Annotated in this window: 18 protein-coding genes; 1 reads left to right on the top strand and 17 read right to left on the bottom strand. The window is 66.5% G+C overall.

Annotated elements, in window-relative coordinates:
- Positions 1-44: 44 nt before the first annotated feature.
- The 10 genes from BLP96_RS01500 to BLP96_RS01455 all read right to left on the bottom strand — a co-directional run bounded on the left by BLP96_RS01500 (position 45) and on the right by BLP96_RS01455 (position 8251).
- Entirely contained in the window at positions 45-425 is a 381-nt protein-coding gene (locus BLP96_RS01500; protein ID WP_176761428.1) for a DUF6746 family protein, read from the bottom strand.
- Positions 426-551: 126 nt separating this feature from the next.
- Positions 552-1691 (bottom strand): hypothetical protein, encoded by a 1140-nt coding sequence (locus tag BLP96_RS01495; RefSeq protein WP_089682353.1) that lies wholly within the window; start codon positions 1689-1691, stop codon positions 552-554.
- A gap of 4 nt (positions 1692-1695) precedes the next feature.
- A complete protein-coding gene (locus BLP96_RS01490; protein ID WP_089682351.1) occupies positions 1696-2445 on the bottom strand; it encodes an energy transducer TonB in 750 nt (249 codons plus the stop codon).
- Positions 2442-2849, bottom strand: a complete 408-nt coding sequence (locus tag BLP96_RS01485) for an ExbD/TolR family protein (RefSeq protein WP_089682349.1) — start codon at positions 2847-2849, stop codon at positions 2442-2444. The genes BLP96_RS01490 and BLP96_RS01485 overlap by 4 nt, the downstream gene beginning before the upstream one ends.
- Positions 2842-3414 (bottom strand): MotA/TolQ/ExbB proton channel family protein, encoded by a 573-nt coding sequence (locus BLP96_RS01480; protein ID WP_089682347.1) that lies wholly within the window; start codon positions 3412-3414, stop codon positions 2842-2844. The genes BLP96_RS01485 and BLP96_RS01480 overlap by 8 nt, the downstream gene beginning before the upstream one ends.
- Positions 3359-4735, bottom strand: a complete 1377-nt coding sequence (locus tag BLP96_RS01475) for a MotA/TolQ/ExbB proton channel family protein (RefSeq protein WP_089682345.1) — start codon at positions 4733-4735, stop codon at positions 3359-3361. The genes BLP96_RS01480 and BLP96_RS01475 overlap by 56 nt, the downstream gene beginning before the upstream one ends.
- Positions 4732-5538, bottom strand: a complete 807-nt coding sequence (locus BLP96_RS01470) for a DUF3450 domain-containing protein (RefSeq protein ID WP_281182536.1) — start codon at positions 5536-5538, stop codon at positions 4732-4734. Before BLP96_RS01470 ends, BLP96_RS01475 begins: the two co-directional genes overlap by 4 nt.
- Before the next feature lie 216 nt (positions 5539-5754).
- Positions 5755-6366, bottom strand: coding sequence for a superoxide dismutase (locus BLP96_RS01465; RefSeq protein WP_089682341.1), 612 nt, complete (start codon positions 6364-6366; stop codon positions 5755-5757).
- Positions 6367-6575: 209 nt separating this feature from the next.
- Positions 6576-7502, bottom strand: coding sequence for an electron transfer flavoprotein subunit alpha/FixB family protein (locus BLP96_RS01460; protein ID WP_089682339.1), 927 nt, complete (start codon positions 7500-7502; stop codon positions 6576-6578).
- Positions 7499-8251 carry an electron transfer flavoprotein subunit beta/FixA family protein gene (locus tag BLP96_RS01455; protein WP_089682337.1) on the bottom strand — a complete coding sequence of 251 codons (753 nt, stop codon included), beginning with the start codon at positions 8249-8251 and terminating at the stop codon, positions 7499-7501. The genes BLP96_RS01460 and BLP96_RS01455 overlap by 4 nt, the downstream gene beginning before the upstream one ends.
- A gap of 448 nt (positions 8252-8699) precedes the next feature.
- Here BLP96_RS01455 and BLP96_RS01450 point away from each other — a divergent pair, with 448 nt between their 5' ends.
- A complete protein-coding gene (locus tag BLP96_RS01450; RefSeq protein ID WP_089682569.1) occupies positions 8700-10364 on the top strand; it encodes an electron transfer flavoprotein-ubiquinone oxidoreductase in 1665 nt (554 codons plus the stop codon).
- 3 nt (positions 10365-10367) lie between these two features.
- Here BLP96_RS01450 and BLP96_RS01445 read toward each other — a convergent pair whose 3' ends face one another.
- The 7 genes from BLP96_RS01445 to tmk form a co-directional block, all read right to left on the bottom strand.
- A complete protein-coding gene (locus BLP96_RS01445; protein WP_089682335.1) occupies positions 10368-11192 on the bottom strand; it encodes a sulfurtransferase in 825 nt (274 codons plus the stop codon).
- A gap of 29 nt (positions 11193-11221) precedes the next feature.
- A complete protein-coding gene (locus BLP96_RS01440; RefSeq protein ID WP_089682332.1) occupies positions 11222-13420 on the bottom strand; it encodes an ATP-dependent helicase in 2199 nt (732 codons plus the stop codon).
- Positions 13417-13968, bottom strand: coding sequence for a DUF1285 domain-containing protein (locus tag BLP96_RS01435; RefSeq protein WP_089682330.1), 552 nt, complete (start codon positions 13966-13968; stop codon positions 13417-13419). The genes BLP96_RS01440 and BLP96_RS01435 overlap by 4 nt, the downstream gene beginning before the upstream one ends.
- A 27-nt stretch (positions 13969-13995) precedes the next feature.
- Positions 13996-14841 carry a TatD family hydrolase gene (locus BLP96_RS01430; protein WP_089682328.1) on the bottom strand — a complete coding sequence of 282 codons (846 nt, stop codon included), beginning with the start codon at positions 14839-14841 and terminating at the stop codon, positions 13996-13998.
- A gap of 83 nt (positions 14842-14924) precedes the next feature.
- Entirely contained in the window at positions 14925-15260 is a 336-nt protein-coding gene (locus BLP96_RS01425; protein WP_089682326.1) for a PilZ domain-containing protein, read from the bottom strand.
- Positions 15261-15283: 23 nt separating this feature from the next.
- Positions 15284-16297: a DNA polymerase III subunit delta' gene (locus BLP96_RS01420; protein ID WP_089682324.1), complete on the bottom strand. Its 1014-nt coding sequence runs from the start codon at positions 16295-16297 to the stop codon at positions 15284-15286.
- The gene (gene tmk / locus BLP96_RS01415) at positions 16282-16941 is read right to left on the bottom strand and encodes a dTMP kinase (protein ID WP_089682323.1); all 660 of its coding nucleotides are present in this window, start codon (positions 16939-16941) and stop codon (positions 16282-16284) included. Before tmk ends, BLP96_RS01420 begins: the two co-directional genes overlap by 16 nt.
- Positions 16942-16958 lie beyond the last annotated feature (17 nt).

Here is a 16958-nt window from a genome sequence, read left to right as displayed (position 1 = left end):
CCGACTGGGCGGCCGTCCATGAGGCCTGAAACTGGCGCCGACCACTACCGGATGACCGTCCAGGCCGTCTTCAGATAGGCTTCGCCGTTGGCCTTGACGCCTTCGTAGTCCCCCGTCTCGGAACCGAGATGCACCTCTTCCAGGGTGGCGGCCACGTTCTCCAGATCCGTGTGGATCTTGGCCAATGCCTCTTCGATGGTGTAGCTCAGCTGGTGAATGTTGCCCATGTCCTCATCGCTGAGCTCGTCCTTTTCGAGGATGGCGGCCAGTTTCTCGTTGTATTCGGTGAAGTTGGCCACCGCTTCCACCAGCGTTTCCGAGGACTTGGCCTCGAAGTGATCGACACGCTCCTGCTCATCGGCAACGGCCAGTGAAGCGGTGGTCATCAGGCTAGCGAGGGCCAGTGCGATCAGCGGCTGTTTCATGGTGCATCCCCTTCCATTCGTTGACGGATAGCGTGATTGAAAGTCGGCAGACTCGACCTGCCGTAGCCATTCGACTCTACCACCCAATATAGCGAATGAAAACGATTGGCATTGTGTTTGACGTTGTCAATGGACCTGGGTCAAGTCCTGGCCCGTTTCGGCGCGCTCTTGCGAGCGCTCGTCCGCCGATGCCTCTAATGTCGCCAGCCAGGACTCAGCCTCCTCGGCACCTCTCGCGGCGGCTTCGTCCAAGGCTTGTCGCGCCCGCCCGTCGCGCCCCCAACCCAACGCCAGCTGACCGAGGCGCAGCCAGTCGTCAGCGTTTTCGCTGCGCTCGGCCACGTCCTGCCACGCTTCGAGCGCCCGATCACGGTGGCGCGCCCGCTCCCAGGCACTGGCCAAGAGACGCCGATTCTCCACAGTGTCGGGCAATGCCTCTTGGTCGAGAGCCGCCGACAAGCGCTCAGCGGCTCGCGCCGGAGTGCCGCCGGCCAGGTGCAGCTTGATTAGCATCAGGCGGTCTTCGCGACCGTCGAGTACGCCCAGCCGCCAACCGGCCTCCCATAGTGCAGCTGCCTGCCCATGGGCTCCGATCTGCTGGGCGAGTCCCGCTGCCTGGCGCCACTCGGAAGCGTCGCTATCGGCATCCAGGTCTTCGGCCAACACGTCCAGGGCTCGCTCGCCATGCCCGGCGCGCTGATAGACGACAACGGCCAGCCGTCGCTGGGCATCGTCCGGTGAGTCATCCACTTCGAAAGCGCGCCCCACCCAGTCGGCCGCCGCCGACCAACGCTCCAGTTCGGCCAGGCCACGTGCCATCTGCCAACGATCGTCGGCATTGCCAGCATGACGCTCGAACCAGTCGCCGAGCAGCTCGACGCCTGCCTCGGCTTCGTCGGCGGCCAGGCGCAGATTGGCTTCCTGACGCAGCCAGCGGTCGGCCTGCTGTGCTTCGACCACATCGCTGGCGCGTGCCTGGCGCAGCAGCTCCGCCGCCGTATTCGGGCGGCCGGCGCGCGCCTCGGCACTGGCGGCAAGCTGCAGATAGAGTGCCCGCGCCCATCGGTCGGCGACATTCCCCCCGGCAAGTCGCTGGGCCTGGCTACGGGCACGCTCGCTGACCGTCTCGAGATCGCCCTGCTCGAGCCGGCGCTCCTGAGCCTGAAGATCGGCGATGATATCGCCAGGGAGGGCCGGCGCCGCCCATGAGGGCATGCCAATGGCCATGCCCAGCAACAGAGTGGCAACCAGTCGACACGCTGTCATGGCATCACCTCAGTTGGAATTCCAGACGCTGGCGTGCACGGCGCAACCCCTCGCCGGGTTCGAACTGCCAGCGCGCCACGGCCTGCCGTGCCGCCCTGTCGAACACGTTGCCCGGCTGCGCCTCCACGATTCGGATGGTGTCGGGATCGACGCTGCCATCGGGCCGAATCACGAAGGTCAACTCGACATGCCCTTCCATTCCCCGACGCTGGGCACGCGCGGGATAGTCCGGCGGCACGCGACTGGTGGGCGTGGGCGACCCCACATCGACCGGCTCCCGGGACGTCTCGGAGGCATCGGAGGCCCGTTCGGCGACTGCCGTCTCGTCCGTCGTCGCTTCCACGGCCTCGCTGGCGGGCTCGGGCTGCGGTGCCGGTTCCGGCTCGGGCTGCGGCTCGGGTTCGGGCCGTGGCTCGGGGCGCTGCTCGACGAGCTCCGGCAGAGAATCATCGAGTTCCATGGGCGGAGTCTCGGATGTCGGCAGCTCGGGATCGGGCAACGCGATGCGGCTCTCGCTCAGTGGCGCCGGCTCCGGCACGGGAGGAGGCTCCACCGGCGCCGCGGGGGTCGGCGGAGGCGGCGCCGCCTCCGCCGGCATCTGCTCCGCCGGGGCCTCGGCCTCGACGAGATCCAGCGTGGTCGGCTCGAGCACCTCGATGTCGGCCTGTGGCGGCGCTACCAGCAGCGCCAGCAGCCAGAACAGGCCCAGCGCCAGCATCACGCCCCCGACCATCGCAACCGGAGGTCGGATCATGGGGTACCCCGGTTCGCCGCCACGGCGACCTGCTCCACGCCCGCCTCACGAATGCGGTCCATCACTTCGATCAACAGACCGGTGGTCGCATCCCGGTCGGCCTGGATGACCACGCCACCGTCACCGCTGACCAGATCGGCGACCCGCCCCCCTACGCGATGCGCATCCACGGCCTCGCCATCGACCCACACGGCCCCCTCCGGGGTGATGGCGACCATCACCTGAGCATCGGGCCGTGGGCTTGCGTCGCTGGACTCGGGGCGGTCTATCTCCACGCCGCTCTCCTTGATGAAGCTCGTGGTCACGATGAAGAAGATCAGCATGATGAAGACCACGTCGAGCATCGGCGTAAGATTGACTTCGCCGGACTCGTCGCTATCGGCGCCCAGACGGCGTCTACGCATTGGTGTCCTCCAGGGCGCGGGCCAGGCGGTCATGCAGCCGCTGATTCTCGCGCCGGATGATGTGCTCCAGGCGGCTGGTGAAGAGCAGGCCGACCACTGCCACCGCCATCCCGCTCAGGGTCGGCAACGTCGCTCGCGCTACGCCGTCGGCCATGGCGCGCGCTTGATTCGTCTCGCTCATCGACAGGCTGTCGAAGACGCTGATCATGCCGGTCACGGTGCCGAGCAGGCCGAGCAGCGGACACAGCGCCACCAGTAACCGCAGCCAGGGCAGGGGACGCCGCAACCGAGCGATCAACTGGCGGGTCCACACCTCGCGGAGAGTGAGAGCACTCCAACTCAGGTGGTCGCTGCGCGCTACCCAGCGCTGGATCAGGCGACGCCGTGCACGTCGATAGGTGATGCGCACGTACCACAGCCGCTCCAGGGCGAGCCCGAACAGAGCCGTCGCCACCGCCATGATGACCAGCAGGATGATGCCGCCGGCCTCGATCAGCCGTTCGAGGGGCTCAAGCCAGGGCAGAATCACGGACTCGGCTCTCCGTCGGTGGTGGACCGTCCGCATGCCGGCCTTCCAGATGCTCGGCGAGGGCAGCGCTCGCTTCACCCTCGACGACACCCGTCAGTGCCCGGCTGCGCGCGGCGAGTGCGGTATGGGCGAACAGCAGCGGTACGGCAGTGATCAGGCCCAGCACGGTAGTGACCAGTGCCTGGCTGATGCCGCCGGCCATCAGCTGCGGATCACCGGTTCCGAACACCGTGATGGCCTGGAAGGTGACGATCATCCCGGTGACGGTACCCAACAGTCCCAACAGCGGCGCCACCGCGGCCAGCAGCTTGACAAGCGGCTGGCCGCGCTCGAGACGCGGCAGCTCGGCGAGCACCGCTTCGTCGAGGCGCGCTTCGAGCGCCTCGGGAAGCTGATCCGTCTTGAGAGCACGAAAGCGCTGGAGCACCCGCCCCAAGGGATTGTCACCGCGCAACCGGTTCAGGTCGCGACGCTGGCGACGCACGGTCAGACTGACCCGCAGCAGATAGAGATACTGCGCCAACGCCACCAGCAGGCCAATCCCGCCCAACGCCACCACGACATAGCCGACGGCCCCTCCCTGGTGGAAACGTTCGATCAGGGTGGGCTGCTGGGCCAGCGCATCCACCAACTCTCCCCCCGTGGGATCGATGGCCAGGCGGCGAGACTCACCGGCGTGAAAGGCCTCCAGAGTCTCTGCCACTGCCGCCGGCGTGCGCGGCACCACGGAAAGCACGCCGTCGTCCTCCCCTCGGCGCAACAAATCGCTCTCGATGAAGGCGGCGAGATCGCCAAGGCGTACGACCTCACGCGGCTCGATCGCACCGTCGCGCCCCGCCACCGGAGCCGTGAAGCGTGTGACTCGTCCAGTCTCGGCGGTCAGCATCATCAAGCTGTCAGCGAGTCTTTCCAAATGCTCGAGTTCCAGCACCTCGGCATCGTCGAGGCGCGGTGGCAGCTCGGCACCGCCGAGGCTGATCCAGCTTTCGCCCAGGCTGTCGCGCAGCTCGCCGCTGTGCCGGGCCACGGTGGAAAGCAGTGCAGCGAGCTCTTCCCCCTGCTCGTCCTGGCGCTCATCGAGCTCGTCTTGCCAGGCCGCCTGGTCCGCCTGGCGCTCCGCCAGGCGTTCGCTGCGCGCCTCGGCATCGGCATGGGCGGCGCGCGCCTCGGCCAGCGCCTCCTCGAGCGCCTCCTGATCGTCGAGCAGCTCGGCCAAGCGAGCCCGGTCACGCTGTTCGGCCGCTTCACGCTCGGCCTGTAACGTGGTGAACGCATCGGACTGTGCCAGGGCCGGCAAGGCAACAGCCCCCTGCATGGCCAGCAGTACCGCCGTGATCAGTCGTCGAAACGGGGTCATGACCGCCCCTCCTCGTCGTCATGCGACTCCAGGGGCTGGGAGAGCGGCAACGTCAAGAGTTCCGGCGCACGCTGGTCGCGAGCGATACGCAACCCGGTACGCACCTCGCGCCGTGCCGCCTCGTCGAGTGACGCCCAGCGCCCTTCTTCCGCCTGCCATACCCCTCCTTCTCGGCCATCGGGAGTCAGATAGTAGAGTCCCACTCGCGCCAGACGCAGAAAGTCGACCTCACGGCGCGATGCTTCCTCATCGCCTTCGCCTCCGAGATAGCCGCGCCAGGCATCGAACTCGCGACCGTAGTCGAGCTCGGCCCGCCAGGCTCCCAGAATCCGGTCGAGCTGATCGGCCTCGGAGAGGTCGGGATCGCTCAGACTGGCCTCCAAGCTGGCCACCCGAGCCCGGCGTTCCTCGCGCAGAAAAGGCAGGTCACCCTCGACCCAGGCATCCAGCCGTGCCACCAGGCTACGCTTGAGCGCCGGCAGCGCCTCGCGCGTGTCTTCGAGGGTATCCAGAGCGGCCTCGCGCCGCTCGAGGTTCTCGGCACGGCGCTCGAGGCGGGGCGCCCGTTCCTCGTTTTGCGCCGTCAAACGGCGCGTCTCGCGCTCCAGTCGACGAAGCTCGCGCAGCTGCTCACGAGTGCTCTCGTCGGCGGCGTCGATGCGCTCCTGAAGCGCCGCCTGCTGGCTCTGCGCCTCCAGGGCTGCCTCGGGCAGCGGGCTCTGACCCGCCGCCGGCATCGACAACAGCACCGTGCCAAGCAACAGCACACGCCCTGAGGCGACGAACGGCGGAGTAACGCTCACACAGAATCTCCAGTGACCATCGCTCGAGTTGCAGCCCGAACGTAATGAAAGTGATTGGTATTTGCGCACAGCCTGATAGCCTACCACGCTGCGACGGCATGGCAAGGGGAAACTCCGCATCGGTCAGCGGGTGAAGGCGGCTAGCCGGGTATGCAAAAAGACGGCCCCGAAGCCTTGGCTTCGGGGCCGTCGATGGGGAGAGAAGCGAAAGAGGGGTCAGGCAGTGGCAGCCTGATAGCGGCGCTCCACTTCATCCCAGTTGATCACGTTGAAGAACTCGGCGACGTAGTCCGGGCGCTTGTTCTGGAACTTGAGGTAGTAGGCATGCTCCCACACGTCGAGCCCCAGCACCGGTGTGTTGCCGGCTGAAATCGGGCTGTCCTGGTTGAGCGTGTTCTCCACCACCAGCTTCTTCTCCGGGGTTACCGAGAGCCACGCCCAGCCGCTGCCGAAGCGTCCCAACGCCGCCTTGGTGAAGGCATCCTTGAAAGCCTCGAAGCCGCCCAATTCGCTATCGATGCTCTCGGCGACCTTGCCCTTGGGCTGACCGCCGCCGTTGGGCGACATCATCTGCCAGAACATGGTGTGGTTGGAGTGACCGCCACCATTGTTGATGACCGCCTGACGCTTGGCCTCGGGCACTCGGTCGAGATTCGCCAGCAGCTCATCCACGGGAACGTCCTCGAGGCCGGTCCCTTCGAGGGCGGCATTGAGGTTGTTGACATAGGTCTGGTGATGCTTGGAGTGGTGGATCTCCATGGTCATGGCATCGATGTGTGGTTCCAGCGCATCGTAGGCATACGGCAGGTCAGGGAGTGTATGTGCCATGTTGATCATCTCCTTTGGTGGCTTTGTTTGCGCTTCACAGGTAGGAGGTGCGGTCACCGCCGGGCGATTTCAACCGCTCCTGTACCTTCATCGCGAATCTTCCATTGCGAAGCGTGAGCCACCCTACTCCAGACGGCGCGAGCCCGTCCACTCGGCAAGAAGCCGGCTCCTGACGGAGCCGGCTTCTCGACACGGGCGCCATGTTGCCGTCAGAGCTTCTGCTCGAGCTCCGGCAATGCCTCGAAGAGATCGGCGACGAGGCCGTAATCGGCGACTTGGAAGATCGGCGCCTCCTCGTCCTTGTTGATCGCCACGATCACCTTGGAATCCTTCATCCCCGCCAGGTGCTGGATGGCCCCCGAGATGCCCACGGCGATGTAGAGCTCCGGGGCGACGATCTTGCCGGTCTGGCCGACCTGCATGTCGTTGGGCACGAAGCCCGCGTCCACCGCCGCACGGGACGCGCCAATGGCCGCCCCGAGCTTGTCGGCGATCCCTTCGAGCAGCTTGAAATTGTCGCCGTTGCCCATGCCACGGCCGCCGGAGATCACCACCTTGGCAGCCCCCAGTTCGGGACGATCGCTCTGGGCCAGCGCCTCCTTGACGAAAATGGACTGGTCGTTGTCGGCCACGAACTCCACCGCCTCGATGGCGGCACTGCCGCCCTCGCCGACGGCGTCGAAAGCCGTGGCACGCACGGTGATCACCTTGAGCGGGTCGCCGCTCTGCACGGTGGCGATGGCATTGCCCGCATAGATCGGCCGCTGGAAGGTGTCGGCACTCTCCACGGCGATGATTTCGGAGATCTGGCTGACGTCCTTGAGCGCGGCGAGACGCGGCAGCACGTTCTTGCCATTGGTGGAGGCGGCCGCCAGCACGTGAGTGTAGTCGCCGGCCAGCTCGACGAGCAGTGCGCTCAGTGGCTCGGCGAGCTGGTGGGCATAGGCGGCGGCGTCGGCCACGCGCACCTTGCTCACACCATCCAGCTTGGCCGCGGCTTCGGCGATGGCGGCGACGTTCTCGCCGGCAACCAGCACGTCGATGTCACCACCGATGGCTTGGGCCGCCGCAACGACGTGGGCGGTGGCACCGGCCAGGGCACCGTCGTGATGTTCGGCCAGAACCAGAATGCTCATGAGATCACCTTCGCTTCGTTCTTCAGCTTGTCGACCAGCTCGTCCACCGAGCCCACCTTGATGCCGCCCTGCCGCTCCGGCGGCGGCGTGACCTTGAGCAGCGCGACCTTGGAGGCCACCTCGACGCCCAGCTCGGCCGGCGACTTGACGTCCAGCGGCTTCTTCTTGGCTTTCATGATATCGGGCAGCTTGGCGTAGCGCGGCTCGTTGAGGCGCAAGTCGGTCGTCACCACCGCCGGCAGGCTCAGCTCGACGGTCTGCAGACCGCCGTCGATCTCGCGAGTCACCTGAACCTTGTCACCGTCCACGACCACTTCGGAGGCGAAGGTACCCTGCGGCATCCCGGCCAGGGCGGCCAGCATCTGGCCGGTCTGGTTGTTGTCGGTATCGATGGCCTGCTTGCCGAGGATGACGAGACCGGGCTGCTCTTCGTCGACGACCTTGGCCAGCAGTTTGGCCGCGGCCAGCGATTCGACGCGCTCCTCGGTCTCGACGTGCACGGCGCGGTCGGCGCCCAGCGCCAGGGCGGTGCGCAACTGCTCCTGGGCTGCCTTGGGGCCGATGGTCACGGCGACGATCTCGGTCGCCACGCCCTTCTCCTTCAACCGAACCGCCTCTTCCACGGCGATCTCGCAGAACGGATTCATGGCCATCTTGACGTTGGCAAGGTCGACGTCGCTCTGGTCCGGCTTGACCCGAATCTTCACGTTGTAATCGATGACGCGTTTGACCGCGACGAGTACTTTCATGGTGTCCTCGCTTGGTTCACTCTACGAACCGTCTGGTTTGGCACATGCCACAGACCCGCTCGACCGAAGGAGCTGGCAGCATGGCCATCATGAGCCGGCGCCCTGACACACGGCATCGATCAGCTTGCGCTGCCCGTTTCATGCAAGCGTTTGATAGGCGCCGCACCGAAAAACGTTTTCAATGTGCCACAACCCCGCCTGCGGCAACAATCCCTATGGCTTCGTTGCCAGGACTCTTGCCACCAGACATGCCAGACGTCTGCCCTGTCCGACATGACGCGACGAACGGACATTGCCCATCGTCGGGGGTGACCTGTTTCGTCTATTATGCCTATCATGGAGAATATCGAGAAGCAAACGACCGTTTTAATGCATATAGACGTTGGTGGCATGACCGTGACACCACGTCGCCGGTGAGGGGAGGAGTGTGCTGATGGATAACGAACAGCTGGAAGGCGTCGAACGCGATACCATGGACTTCGATGTGGTCATCGTCGGTGCTGGCCCCTCGGGCCTGGCCGCGGCCTGCCGTCTCATGCAACAGGCGAACGAAGCCGGGCAGGAACTCTCGGTGTGCGTGGTGGAAAAAGGCTCGGAAGTGGGCGCCCATATCCTCTCTGGCGCCGTCTTCGAGCCGCGCGCCCTGAACGAGCTCTTCCCCGACTGGGCCGAACGTGGCGCTCCCCTCAAGACCCCGGCAACCCGTGACGAGGTACACCTCCTCAAGGATGCGCAAACGTCGCAGAAACTCCCCAGCGCCCTGGTGCCCAAGAGCATGCACAATACCGGCGGCGACATCACGCGCTACGTGATCAGCGCCGGCAACCTGTGTCGCTGGCTGGCCGAACAAGCCGAAACGCTCGGCGTCGAGGTCTTTCCCGGCTTCGCCGCCCAGGACGCGATCGTCGAGGACGACGTGGTCAAGGGCATCCTGATCGGCGACATGGGCGTCGATGCAGACGGTCAGCCCAAGGACAGCTACATGCCGGGCATGGAGCTGCGCGCCAAGTACACCCTGTTCGCCGAAGGCTCCCGCGGCCACCTCGGCAAGCGGCTGATCCAGCGCTTCCAGCTCGATGCCGAGTGCGACCCGCAGCACTACGGCATCGGCCTCAAGGAGCTGTGGGACATTCCCGCCGACAAGTACGAGCCGGGGCTCGTGCTGCACGGCTCCGGATGGCCGCTCGGCAAGCACGCCCACGGGGGCTGGTTCCTCTATCATGGCGACGACCAGCAGGCAGTGGTGGGTCTGATCATGGACCTCTCCTACCAGAACCCGTGGCTGTCGCCCTTCGACGAATTCCAGCGCATGAAGCACCATCCGGTCCTCAAGCAGTACCTGGAGGGCGGCACTCGCGTCGCCTATGGCGCTCGCGCCGTCACCAAGGGCGGGCTCAACTGCCTCCCCAAGATGACCTTCCCCGGCGGCCTGCTCATCGGCTGTGATGCCGGCACTCTGAACTTCGCCAAGATCAAGGGCCTGCACACCGCCATGAAATCGGGGCTGGTGGCCGCCGAAGCCGTGTTCGGGGCGCTGGCCGCAGGCGACGAAGGCGGCAGCGAACTCACCGCCTTCACCGACGAGTGGCGATCCTGCTGGGCCTACCGGGAGCTCGAGGAGAGCGCCAGCTTCGGCCCGGCGATCCACAAGTACGGCACCGTGCTGGGTGGCGCCTACAACTACGTCGACCAGCTGATCGGCGGCAAACTGCCCAGGGTGCACGACACCACACCGGATCATGCCGCTCTCAAGCCGGCTGCGGAATGCGAGAAGATCGACTACCCCAAGCCCGATGGCAAGCTCTCCTTCGACAAGCCTTCCTCGGTGTTTCTCTCCAACACCAACCATGAGGAAAACCAACCCTGCCACCTAAAGTTGGCGGATGCCGACCTGCCGATCCGCGACAATCTACCGACCTACGCCGAACCCGCCCAGCGCTATTGCCCGGCCGGCGTCTACGAGGTCGTGGAGGGGGACGACGGCAAGCCGCAGTTCCAGATCAACTTCCAGAACTGCGTGCACTGCAAGACCTGCGACATCAAGGATCCTGCCCAGAACATCACCTGGGTGGCACCGGAGGGCGGCGGCGGGCCCAACTACCCCAACATGTAAGCCTCACTCGCCCGTGGCGATGGGCCGCTCGGGGTCGCGAATCCATCCGCTCCATGAACCGGGGTAGAGCCGCGGCAACGGGAGTCCGGCAACGGCATAGGCGAGAATGGTATGGCAGGCAGTGACGCCGGAGCCGCAGTAGGCGATCGTCGCTCCTGCCCCTGGCAGTTCGGCAGCCAGTTCCTCGGGCCTCTTGAAACGTCCCGTCTCGGTCAGATTGTCTGCACTCGGCCGACACACCGCACCGGGAATGTGGCCGGCCACCGCATCGATGGGCTCGGCTTCGCCACGAAAACGCTCGCGGGAGCGCGCATCCACCTTTTGCTCACGACCGGAGAAGACAAGGTCGGCGTCCACCCAAGCATCGTGGTCGAAGCGCGGCTGCCAGTCGCTCGGCACCGGCGGTGCCTCGCGGCCCACCGGCAGCTCGCCCCCCGCTTCCTGCCAGGCACGCAGTCCACCGTCGAGCACGCGCACGTCGGGATGACCCGCCCAAATGGCCAGCATCCACCAGGCCCGCGCTGCAGCGAGCTGGCCACCCATGTCGTCGTAGACCACCACCGAACGCTGGGGAGAGAGCCCCAGACGCTGCACGACCGTGGTGAACGCTTCGGGTTCCGGTAATGGATGGCGCCCCCCTTCCCCCGGCGGCGCCGCCAAGTCACGGTCGAGATCGAGATGGTGACTGCCTGCCAGATGGCCTTCACGCCATAGCCGTTCGCCGGCGGTCGGATCGCCGAGACGGGCACGGCAGTCCAGCACGTCCGGGGGATTCGAGGTGGCCAGCGCCTGGCGCAGCTCGGCGGCAGTCATCAGTGGATGGGGCATGGTCGATATCCTTCGATCGTGGTTGGGGCTCAACCGGACTGTGCCGCCAGGAGTTCGATGGGCGCCCGGCGCGCGATGAGACGTCGCCGCCCCGCCTGGCGGAAGCGAACTTCGATCACGGGATTGGCAGGGTCGCCCTCCACCACGGCGATCTCTCCTTCACCGAAGACGGCATGGCGCAACCGCTGGCCAACGCTGAAGGGCCCACCGCCTGCGGGCTCGGTGCCTCCGACGTCCGAACGGCGGGCAGGTTCCAGTGGCAACGAACGTCCCAGCACCGTCAGATAGCGGCCCACCAGCTCCGGGTCGGAAACCGCCAGCGGCGACCCAGCCGCATCGTTCAACAGTCGCTCGTTGACCTGCCGACAATCCTGCCAGGCACTCTCGGCAACGAACCGGCTGGGACGATGATCGCCGCCGTCGTGCAGTATCAGCAACCGCTCGCGGGCACGGGTAATGGCCACGTAGAAGAGCCGTCGCTCCTCTTCCAATCGCTCGGCGGTCAGTGGATTGTCGCGCCCATAGTGAGGAAAGTCGCCCTCGTTGACACTGCCCAGCACCACCAGCGGCCACTCCAGGCCCTTGGCACCATGCACCGTAGTGATCAGCATGCCGTCTGCGTGATTCTCGACGGGACGCTCCAACAGTTCGATGAAGGCACCGAGATCGCTCACCTCATCCGCTTGTTCGATGAGCACGTCGAGCAAGCGGACGTCCTCCTCGCCCTTGTCGCGGCTGGCCGCCGCTCGCTTGAGCACTTTGTCGGCTTCGAGACGCTCCACCACATGGGCGAGCAGCCGCGCCGGCGGCCAGCCGGCCAGGCGCGGCAACTCGCAGAGCAATGCCCAGCGGCGCTTGAGGTTACGCAGCGGAAGCCCCTTGAGATCGGCCAGCAACGGGTCGTGACGTTCGGGAAAGGCCTGGGTTTCGGCCAGGCGGTGCGCCAGCATCGCCAGCCGTTCGCGGGCCACGAACGGCGTCGGCTGTTCCAGTAGGCGCTGGATCAGCGCCGGGTCAGTGAGCAGGCGAGCATCGCGCGCCAGGCGCAGATAGCCGGACAGCGCCTGGACCAGCGGCAAACGAAACACGAAGCGGTCCTCGCGGGCGAGGCGAAACGGCACGCCCGCCCGCAGCAGGGCGAGCTGAGCCGGTACCGACAACGCCCAGCTGCGCACCAGCAAACAAGCCTCGTCGAGCCGGCGTCCGGCACGCTGCCAGTCGTCCAGCGTCTCGAGCAGTGGCGTGCGACCCGTGGCCACGTCAAGACGCGTGTCGGGGGTACCGGCCGCGGCCAGGCACAGTTGGTCGGGACGTCGACGGTTGGCGGCGATGGCATGGTTGGCCGCCAGCGCCAGGGCATGGCCGTGGCGAAAGGTGGTGGAGAGCGGGTAGTCGGTGGCGGCGCCGAAAGTGGCGGCGAAATGCTCGTGCATGGTGTCGGGGTGGGCCCCGCGCCACTCGTAGATGCACTGGTTGGCATCGCCCACCGCCATCACTGCGGCCCCGCGTCCGGCCAGGGTGGCCAGCAGGCGCAACTGCGCCTGGTTGATGTCCTGATATTCGTCGATGATGACGTGATCGAGGAATCCCTGCACCCGCGCAACCAGCGCGGCATCCGCCTCCAGGGCGCGTAATGGGCGGTAGAGCAGGTCCGAATAGGTCATCAAGGCATGCTCGGCCAGCATCGCCTCGAGATGTTCGAAGGCGCTGACGAAGTGACCGCTCTCCTCACCCAGGTCGAGACGCTCATGGAGCGTGGCCGGGGCGACCATCTCGGCCTTGACCAGGCCGCAGAAGTGCGCCAGCGCCTCGAGGGTATCGGCCTCCAGGGCCGTCTCGCGTCGCTCGGGATCGTCGGCCAGCGCCGCCAGGGTGGCCTGGCGCAACAGCCGTTCCACCTGCCAGTCGGCGGCCAGCAACTGGCGCGGCTCCAGCGCGCCCCAGCGGGTCAGACTGGCGGTCAGACGATGGCCCAGTGAATGAAAGGTGCGCACGTCGGGCAGCCGCTGCCCGGCCGGTGCCAGTGCAGCCAGCCGCGCCTGGAAATCCTCGCGAGCGGAGCGATTGAACATCAGCACCAGCAGTCGCGCTGGCGGCACGCCACGTTCCAGCAAGTGAAGCACCCGGGCGATCAGGGTAGTGGTCTTGCCGGAGCCGGCCACCGCCGCCACCCGGGCATGGCCGGACACGTGCTCGACCACGGCTCGCTGCTCGGTGGTGAGCCTCATGCGTCCTCGGCCGCCAGGCGGCCCAACGGCTGCCAGACACCGTCGCTGATCAGCCCCAGGGCCACGCTGCCGTCTTCGCCGGGACGCGCCTCGGCGGCATCCACCAGGCGGTAGTAGAGGCTGCGCCCCAGCCGCGCACCGAGCCCGAAGCGTACCGGCACCTCGGGCACCTCGGCGCCATCGGGGGTGACGGTGAGGCTGAAGCGGTGTTCGGCACCGAGACGCAACCGGTCGCCGACGTTGGTGACCAACCACCAGCCATCGGGGTCGGGATCGGCATCCACGATCACGAAGGGACGGTCGATCACTCGAATGCGCTGCTTCTCCACCGGCGTCACCAAGTAATAGTCGCCGTCCGTTTCCCGGCGCAGGATGGTGGAGAGCAGCCGCACCAGGCGCGGCCGGGCGATCGCAGCCCCCTCATGGATCCAGCGACCGTCTGCGGCGATCTCCAGGTCCATCTCGCCGGACGCCTCCGGATGCCAGCGATCCACGGGGGGTATATCGCCCCACGCCTCGATACGAGCCAGCAGCGGTTCCAGGTTCATGGCGATCTCCGCGAAGACGTCATCGACTCACACCAGGCCAGCCCCAGCCAGAATCTGGCGCATCTCGGCAGGCGCTTCCGGGGCAGCACCGCGGAACAGGCGATAGAAGTTGGCGGTGGTCTGCATGGCCACCTCGTCGACGCTGATGCCACGCTCGGCGGCGATGCATTCGGCGACCTCCACCACCCAGGCCGGCTCGTTGGGCTTGCCGCGGTGCGGGACCGGTGCCAGGTAGGGACTGTCGGTCTCGATCAGCAGCCGATCCAGCGGCACCTGTCGCGCCACCTCGCGCAGCGATTCGGCATTGCGGAAGGTCACGATGCCGGAGAGGGAGATGTAAAAGCCGTGGCGTACCGCCTCGCGGGCCATGTGGAGATCTTCGGTGAAGCAATGCAGCACTCCGCCGACCGCCGGGTCGGTGTGCTCGCGGATCAGATCGAGCGTCTCGTCCCGCGCCTCCCGGGTATGGACGATCGCCGGCAGCTCGAGCTCGCGCGCGGCGATCAACTGGCGGCGGAACCGCTCGCGCTGCACCTCGCGCGAAGGCACCTCGTGGGGCGCCTTTTCCAGATAATGGTAGTCCAGCCCGCATTCGCCGATGGCTACGGCGCCATAGCGTTCGGCGGTTTCCTGAATCGCGGCGATGCTCGGCTCTTCGTCCACCCGATACAGCGGATGAAGGCCCGTGGAGATCACCACGTCAGCGTGCTCGCGGGCGATGGCGGCCACCCCGGGCACTTCCTCCAAGGTCACGCCGATGGCCAGGAACTGGCGCACGCCGCGCGCCCGGGCGGCATCGAGGGTGGCGTCGAGATCCCCGTCATGGGTGGCGGGGTCGAGACGATCGAGATGGCAGTGGGAATCGACGAACATCGGCAAGTTTCAATCAACGGATAAATGGATATCGGAATTCGAAGCTCGAAGCTCGAAGCTCGAAGCTCGAAGCTCGAAGCTAATCAGAGCGTATAAGTCGGCGCCCCCTTGTCGAGATGCCCCGCCAGCAGGGTCTCGATGCGATCGCGCACGGCCTGATCGTCGGGGCTGAAGTGAATGCCGATGCCCGGCACGCGACGCCCAGCCACGCCATCCGGCGATACCCACACCACTTGCCCGGTCACCGGCACCCGTTCGTTGTCGCCCGGCAGGGTGAGCAGCAGATAGACTTCCTGTCCCAGATCATAGCGCTCGCGAGTGGGCACGAAGATACCACCGCGTTCGAGCAGCGGCATGTAAGCGGAGAGCAGCGTCGTCTCGTCCTGGATGGTCAGCGACAGGGCTTTCTGCGCAGCCATGGTGTCTCCTCCCGGGCCCGGCATCACGAACGCAGCAAGGCCGACCAGCGAACCAGCCAGGCCTCGAGGACCAGCTGGGGGTTGGGATTGCCGCCCGCGACCAGCAGCCGACGCTGCTCGCGAGCATAGTCGAGCAGCCGAAACCAGTCACGCACGCGGGCGTTCTTGGCCGCCTGGCGAAAGAGCGGCAATAGATCGGGGTTGCGCACTCGGGCAGCGTCACCGGAGAGTCCCAGGCGCACAAGATCCTCGAGCCAAGCGATACCGTACCACAGGATCGCCTCCACGGACTGTCGATCGAGGCGCGTCACCTCGGCCACCGGTTCGGCACCGCGAACCAGCGCATCGAAGGTCTCATGCAACTGCTGTCGCAGCGCGCGTGCTGATGGCTCGGCGAGCTCCGTGGCGAGCAGCGGCAGTTCGCCCGATACCTGCCACCAGAAACGTGCCTCCTCTTCGCTGCCCAGCTGCTCGGCCAGCCATCGCAGGCTGCTCTCCGCCTCGGGCTGGGACAGACTCCACTGCTGGCAACGCGAGCGAATGGTGGCGACCAGGCGCGAGGGCACATCGGCCAGCAGCACGAACTGGGTGTCGCCACCCGGCTCTTCGAGGCTTTTCAGCAACGCATTGGCGGCGGCCACGTTCATGGCTTCGGCCGGAGCCAGGCTGACGACACGGTAACCGCCCTGCTGCGCCGTTTGCGACACGAAGGCATTCACTTCGCGAATGGGATCGATGCGAATCTGCCGCTTGCCCTCCTCTGGCGCCACCCGGCGCAGATCGGGATGATAGCCGGACGCAAACATGCGACACGCATGGCATCGGCCACAAGCGACCTCGCCCGGGGAGGCGCACAGCAGGTGAGCGATCATCGCTTCGGCGAACTGCTGCTTGCCTACGCCATGCGGCCCAGACACCAGCAAGGCATGGGGCAGACGTTCCGAGCGGCGCTGGTCGAGATAGCGCTGCCAGAGCGGCCATTGCCACGGCAGCGGCCCCGGCACTGGGGCCTCCTCGGCGATCACCTCGGCAGCCATGGCGACACCCGCTCATCGAGAACCTTGTCCAGGCGAGCCTGGACCTGCTCCAGCGACGCATCGGCATCGATCACCGCAAAACGCTCCGGCGCCGCCGCAGCGCGCGACCGATAGGCGTTGCGCACCGCCTCGAAGAAAGCACTCTGCTCCTGCTCGAAACGATCCCGGGTGGTGCCGCCGACGGTCAAGCGCGCCTGCAAGCGCCGCTGAGCGGCGGCCACCGGCATATCGAGAAGCAGCGTCAGGTCCGGCTCGAGCCCCCGCTGCACGAAGGCTTCCAGCTCGGCGATGCGTGCCGCATCGATGCCACGCCCGCCTCCCTGATAGGCAAAGGTCGCATCGGTGAAACGATCGCACAGCACCCAGGCGCCCCGCGCCAGGGCCGGGCGAATGCAGCGGGCCAGGTGCTGGGCGCGAGCGGCGAACACCAACAGCAGTTCGGCATCGTCGTCCAAGGGCTCGTCACCGATCGGGTCGAGCAGCAGCTGGCGAATCGCCTCAGCGCGGGGCGTGCCTCCCGGTTCGCGGGTTCTCACCACCTCAACGCCACGCGACGTCAGCCAAGTTTCCACCCAGCTCAGGTTGGTGGTCTTGCCAACGCCCTCGCCGCCTTCCAGGGTGATGAATCGTCCTCGCTGGGCCATCGTGACTCCTTGCCGAC

This window comes from Billgrantia gudaonensis (assembly GCF_900100195.1).
In the GTDB taxonomy this organism is placed as follows: domain Bacteria; phylum Pseudomonadota; class Gammaproteobacteria; order Pseudomonadales; family Halomonadaceae; genus Halomonas; species Halomonas gudaonensis.
The sequence above is the reverse complement of the archived record's forward strand: the minus strand, read 5'-3'. Positions and strand labels throughout refer to the sequence as shown.

Coding starts and splice junctions, on each gene's coding strand:
- BLP96_RS01500 (WP_176761428.1), bottom strand. CDS start 425: ATGAAACAGCCGCTGATCGCACTGGCCCTCGCTAGCCTGATGACCACC.
- BLP96_RS01495 (WP_089682353.1), bottom strand. CDS start 1,691: ATGACAGCGTGTCGACTGGTTGCCACTCTGTTGCTGGGCATGGCCATT.
- BLP96_RS01490 (WP_089682351.1), bottom strand. CDS start 2,445: ATGATCCGACCTCCGGTTGCGATGGTCGGGGGCGTGATGCTGGCGCTG.
- BLP96_RS01485 (WP_089682349.1), bottom strand. CDS start 2,849: ATGCGTAGACGCCGTCTGGGCGCCGATAGCGACGAGTCCGGCGAAGTC.
- BLP96_RS01480 (WP_089682347.1), bottom strand. CDS start 3,414: ATGCGGACGGTCCACCACCGACGGAGAGCCGAGTCCGTGATTCTGCCC.
- BLP96_RS01475 (WP_089682345.1), bottom strand. CDS start 4,735: ATGACCCCGTTTCGACGACTGATCACGGCGGTACTGCTGGCCATGCAG.
- BLP96_RS01465 (WP_089682341.1), bottom strand. CDS start 6,366: ATGGCACATACACTCCCTGACCTGCCGTATGCCTACGATGCGCTGGAA.
- BLP96_RS01460 (WP_089682339.1), bottom strand. CDS start 7,502: ATGAGCATTCTGGTTCTGGCCGAACATCACGACGGTGCCCTGGCCGGT.
- BLP96_RS01455 (WP_089682337.1), bottom strand. CDS start 8,251: ATGAAAGTACTCGTCGCGGTCAAACGCGTCATCGATTACAACGTGAAG.
- BLP96_RS01445 (WP_089682335.1), bottom strand. CDS start 11,192: ATGCCCCATCCACTGATGACTGCCGCCGAGCTGCGCCAGGCGCTGGCC.
- BLP96_RS01440 (WP_089682332.1), bottom strand. CDS start 13,420: ATGAGGCTCACCACCGAGCAGCGAGCCGTGGTCGAGCACGTGTCCGGC.
- BLP96_RS01435 (WP_089682330.1), bottom strand. CDS start 13,968: ATGAACCTGGAACCGCTGCTGGCTCGTATCGAGGCGTGGGGCGATATA.
- BLP96_RS01430 (WP_089682328.1), bottom strand. CDS start 14,841: ATGTTCGTCGATTCCCACTGCCATCTCGATCGTCTCGACCCCGCCACC.
- BLP96_RS01425 (WP_089682326.1), bottom strand. CDS start 15,260: ATGGCTGCGCAGAAAGCCCTGTCGCTGACCATCCAGGACGAGACGACG.
- BLP96_RS01420 (WP_089682324.1), bottom strand. CDS start 16,297: ATGGCTGCCGAGGTGATCGCCGAGGAGGCCCCAGTGCCGGGGCCGCTG.
- tmk (WP_089682323.1), bottom strand. CDS start 16,941: ATGGCCCAGCGAGGACGATTCATCACCCTGGAAGGCGGCGAGGGCGTT.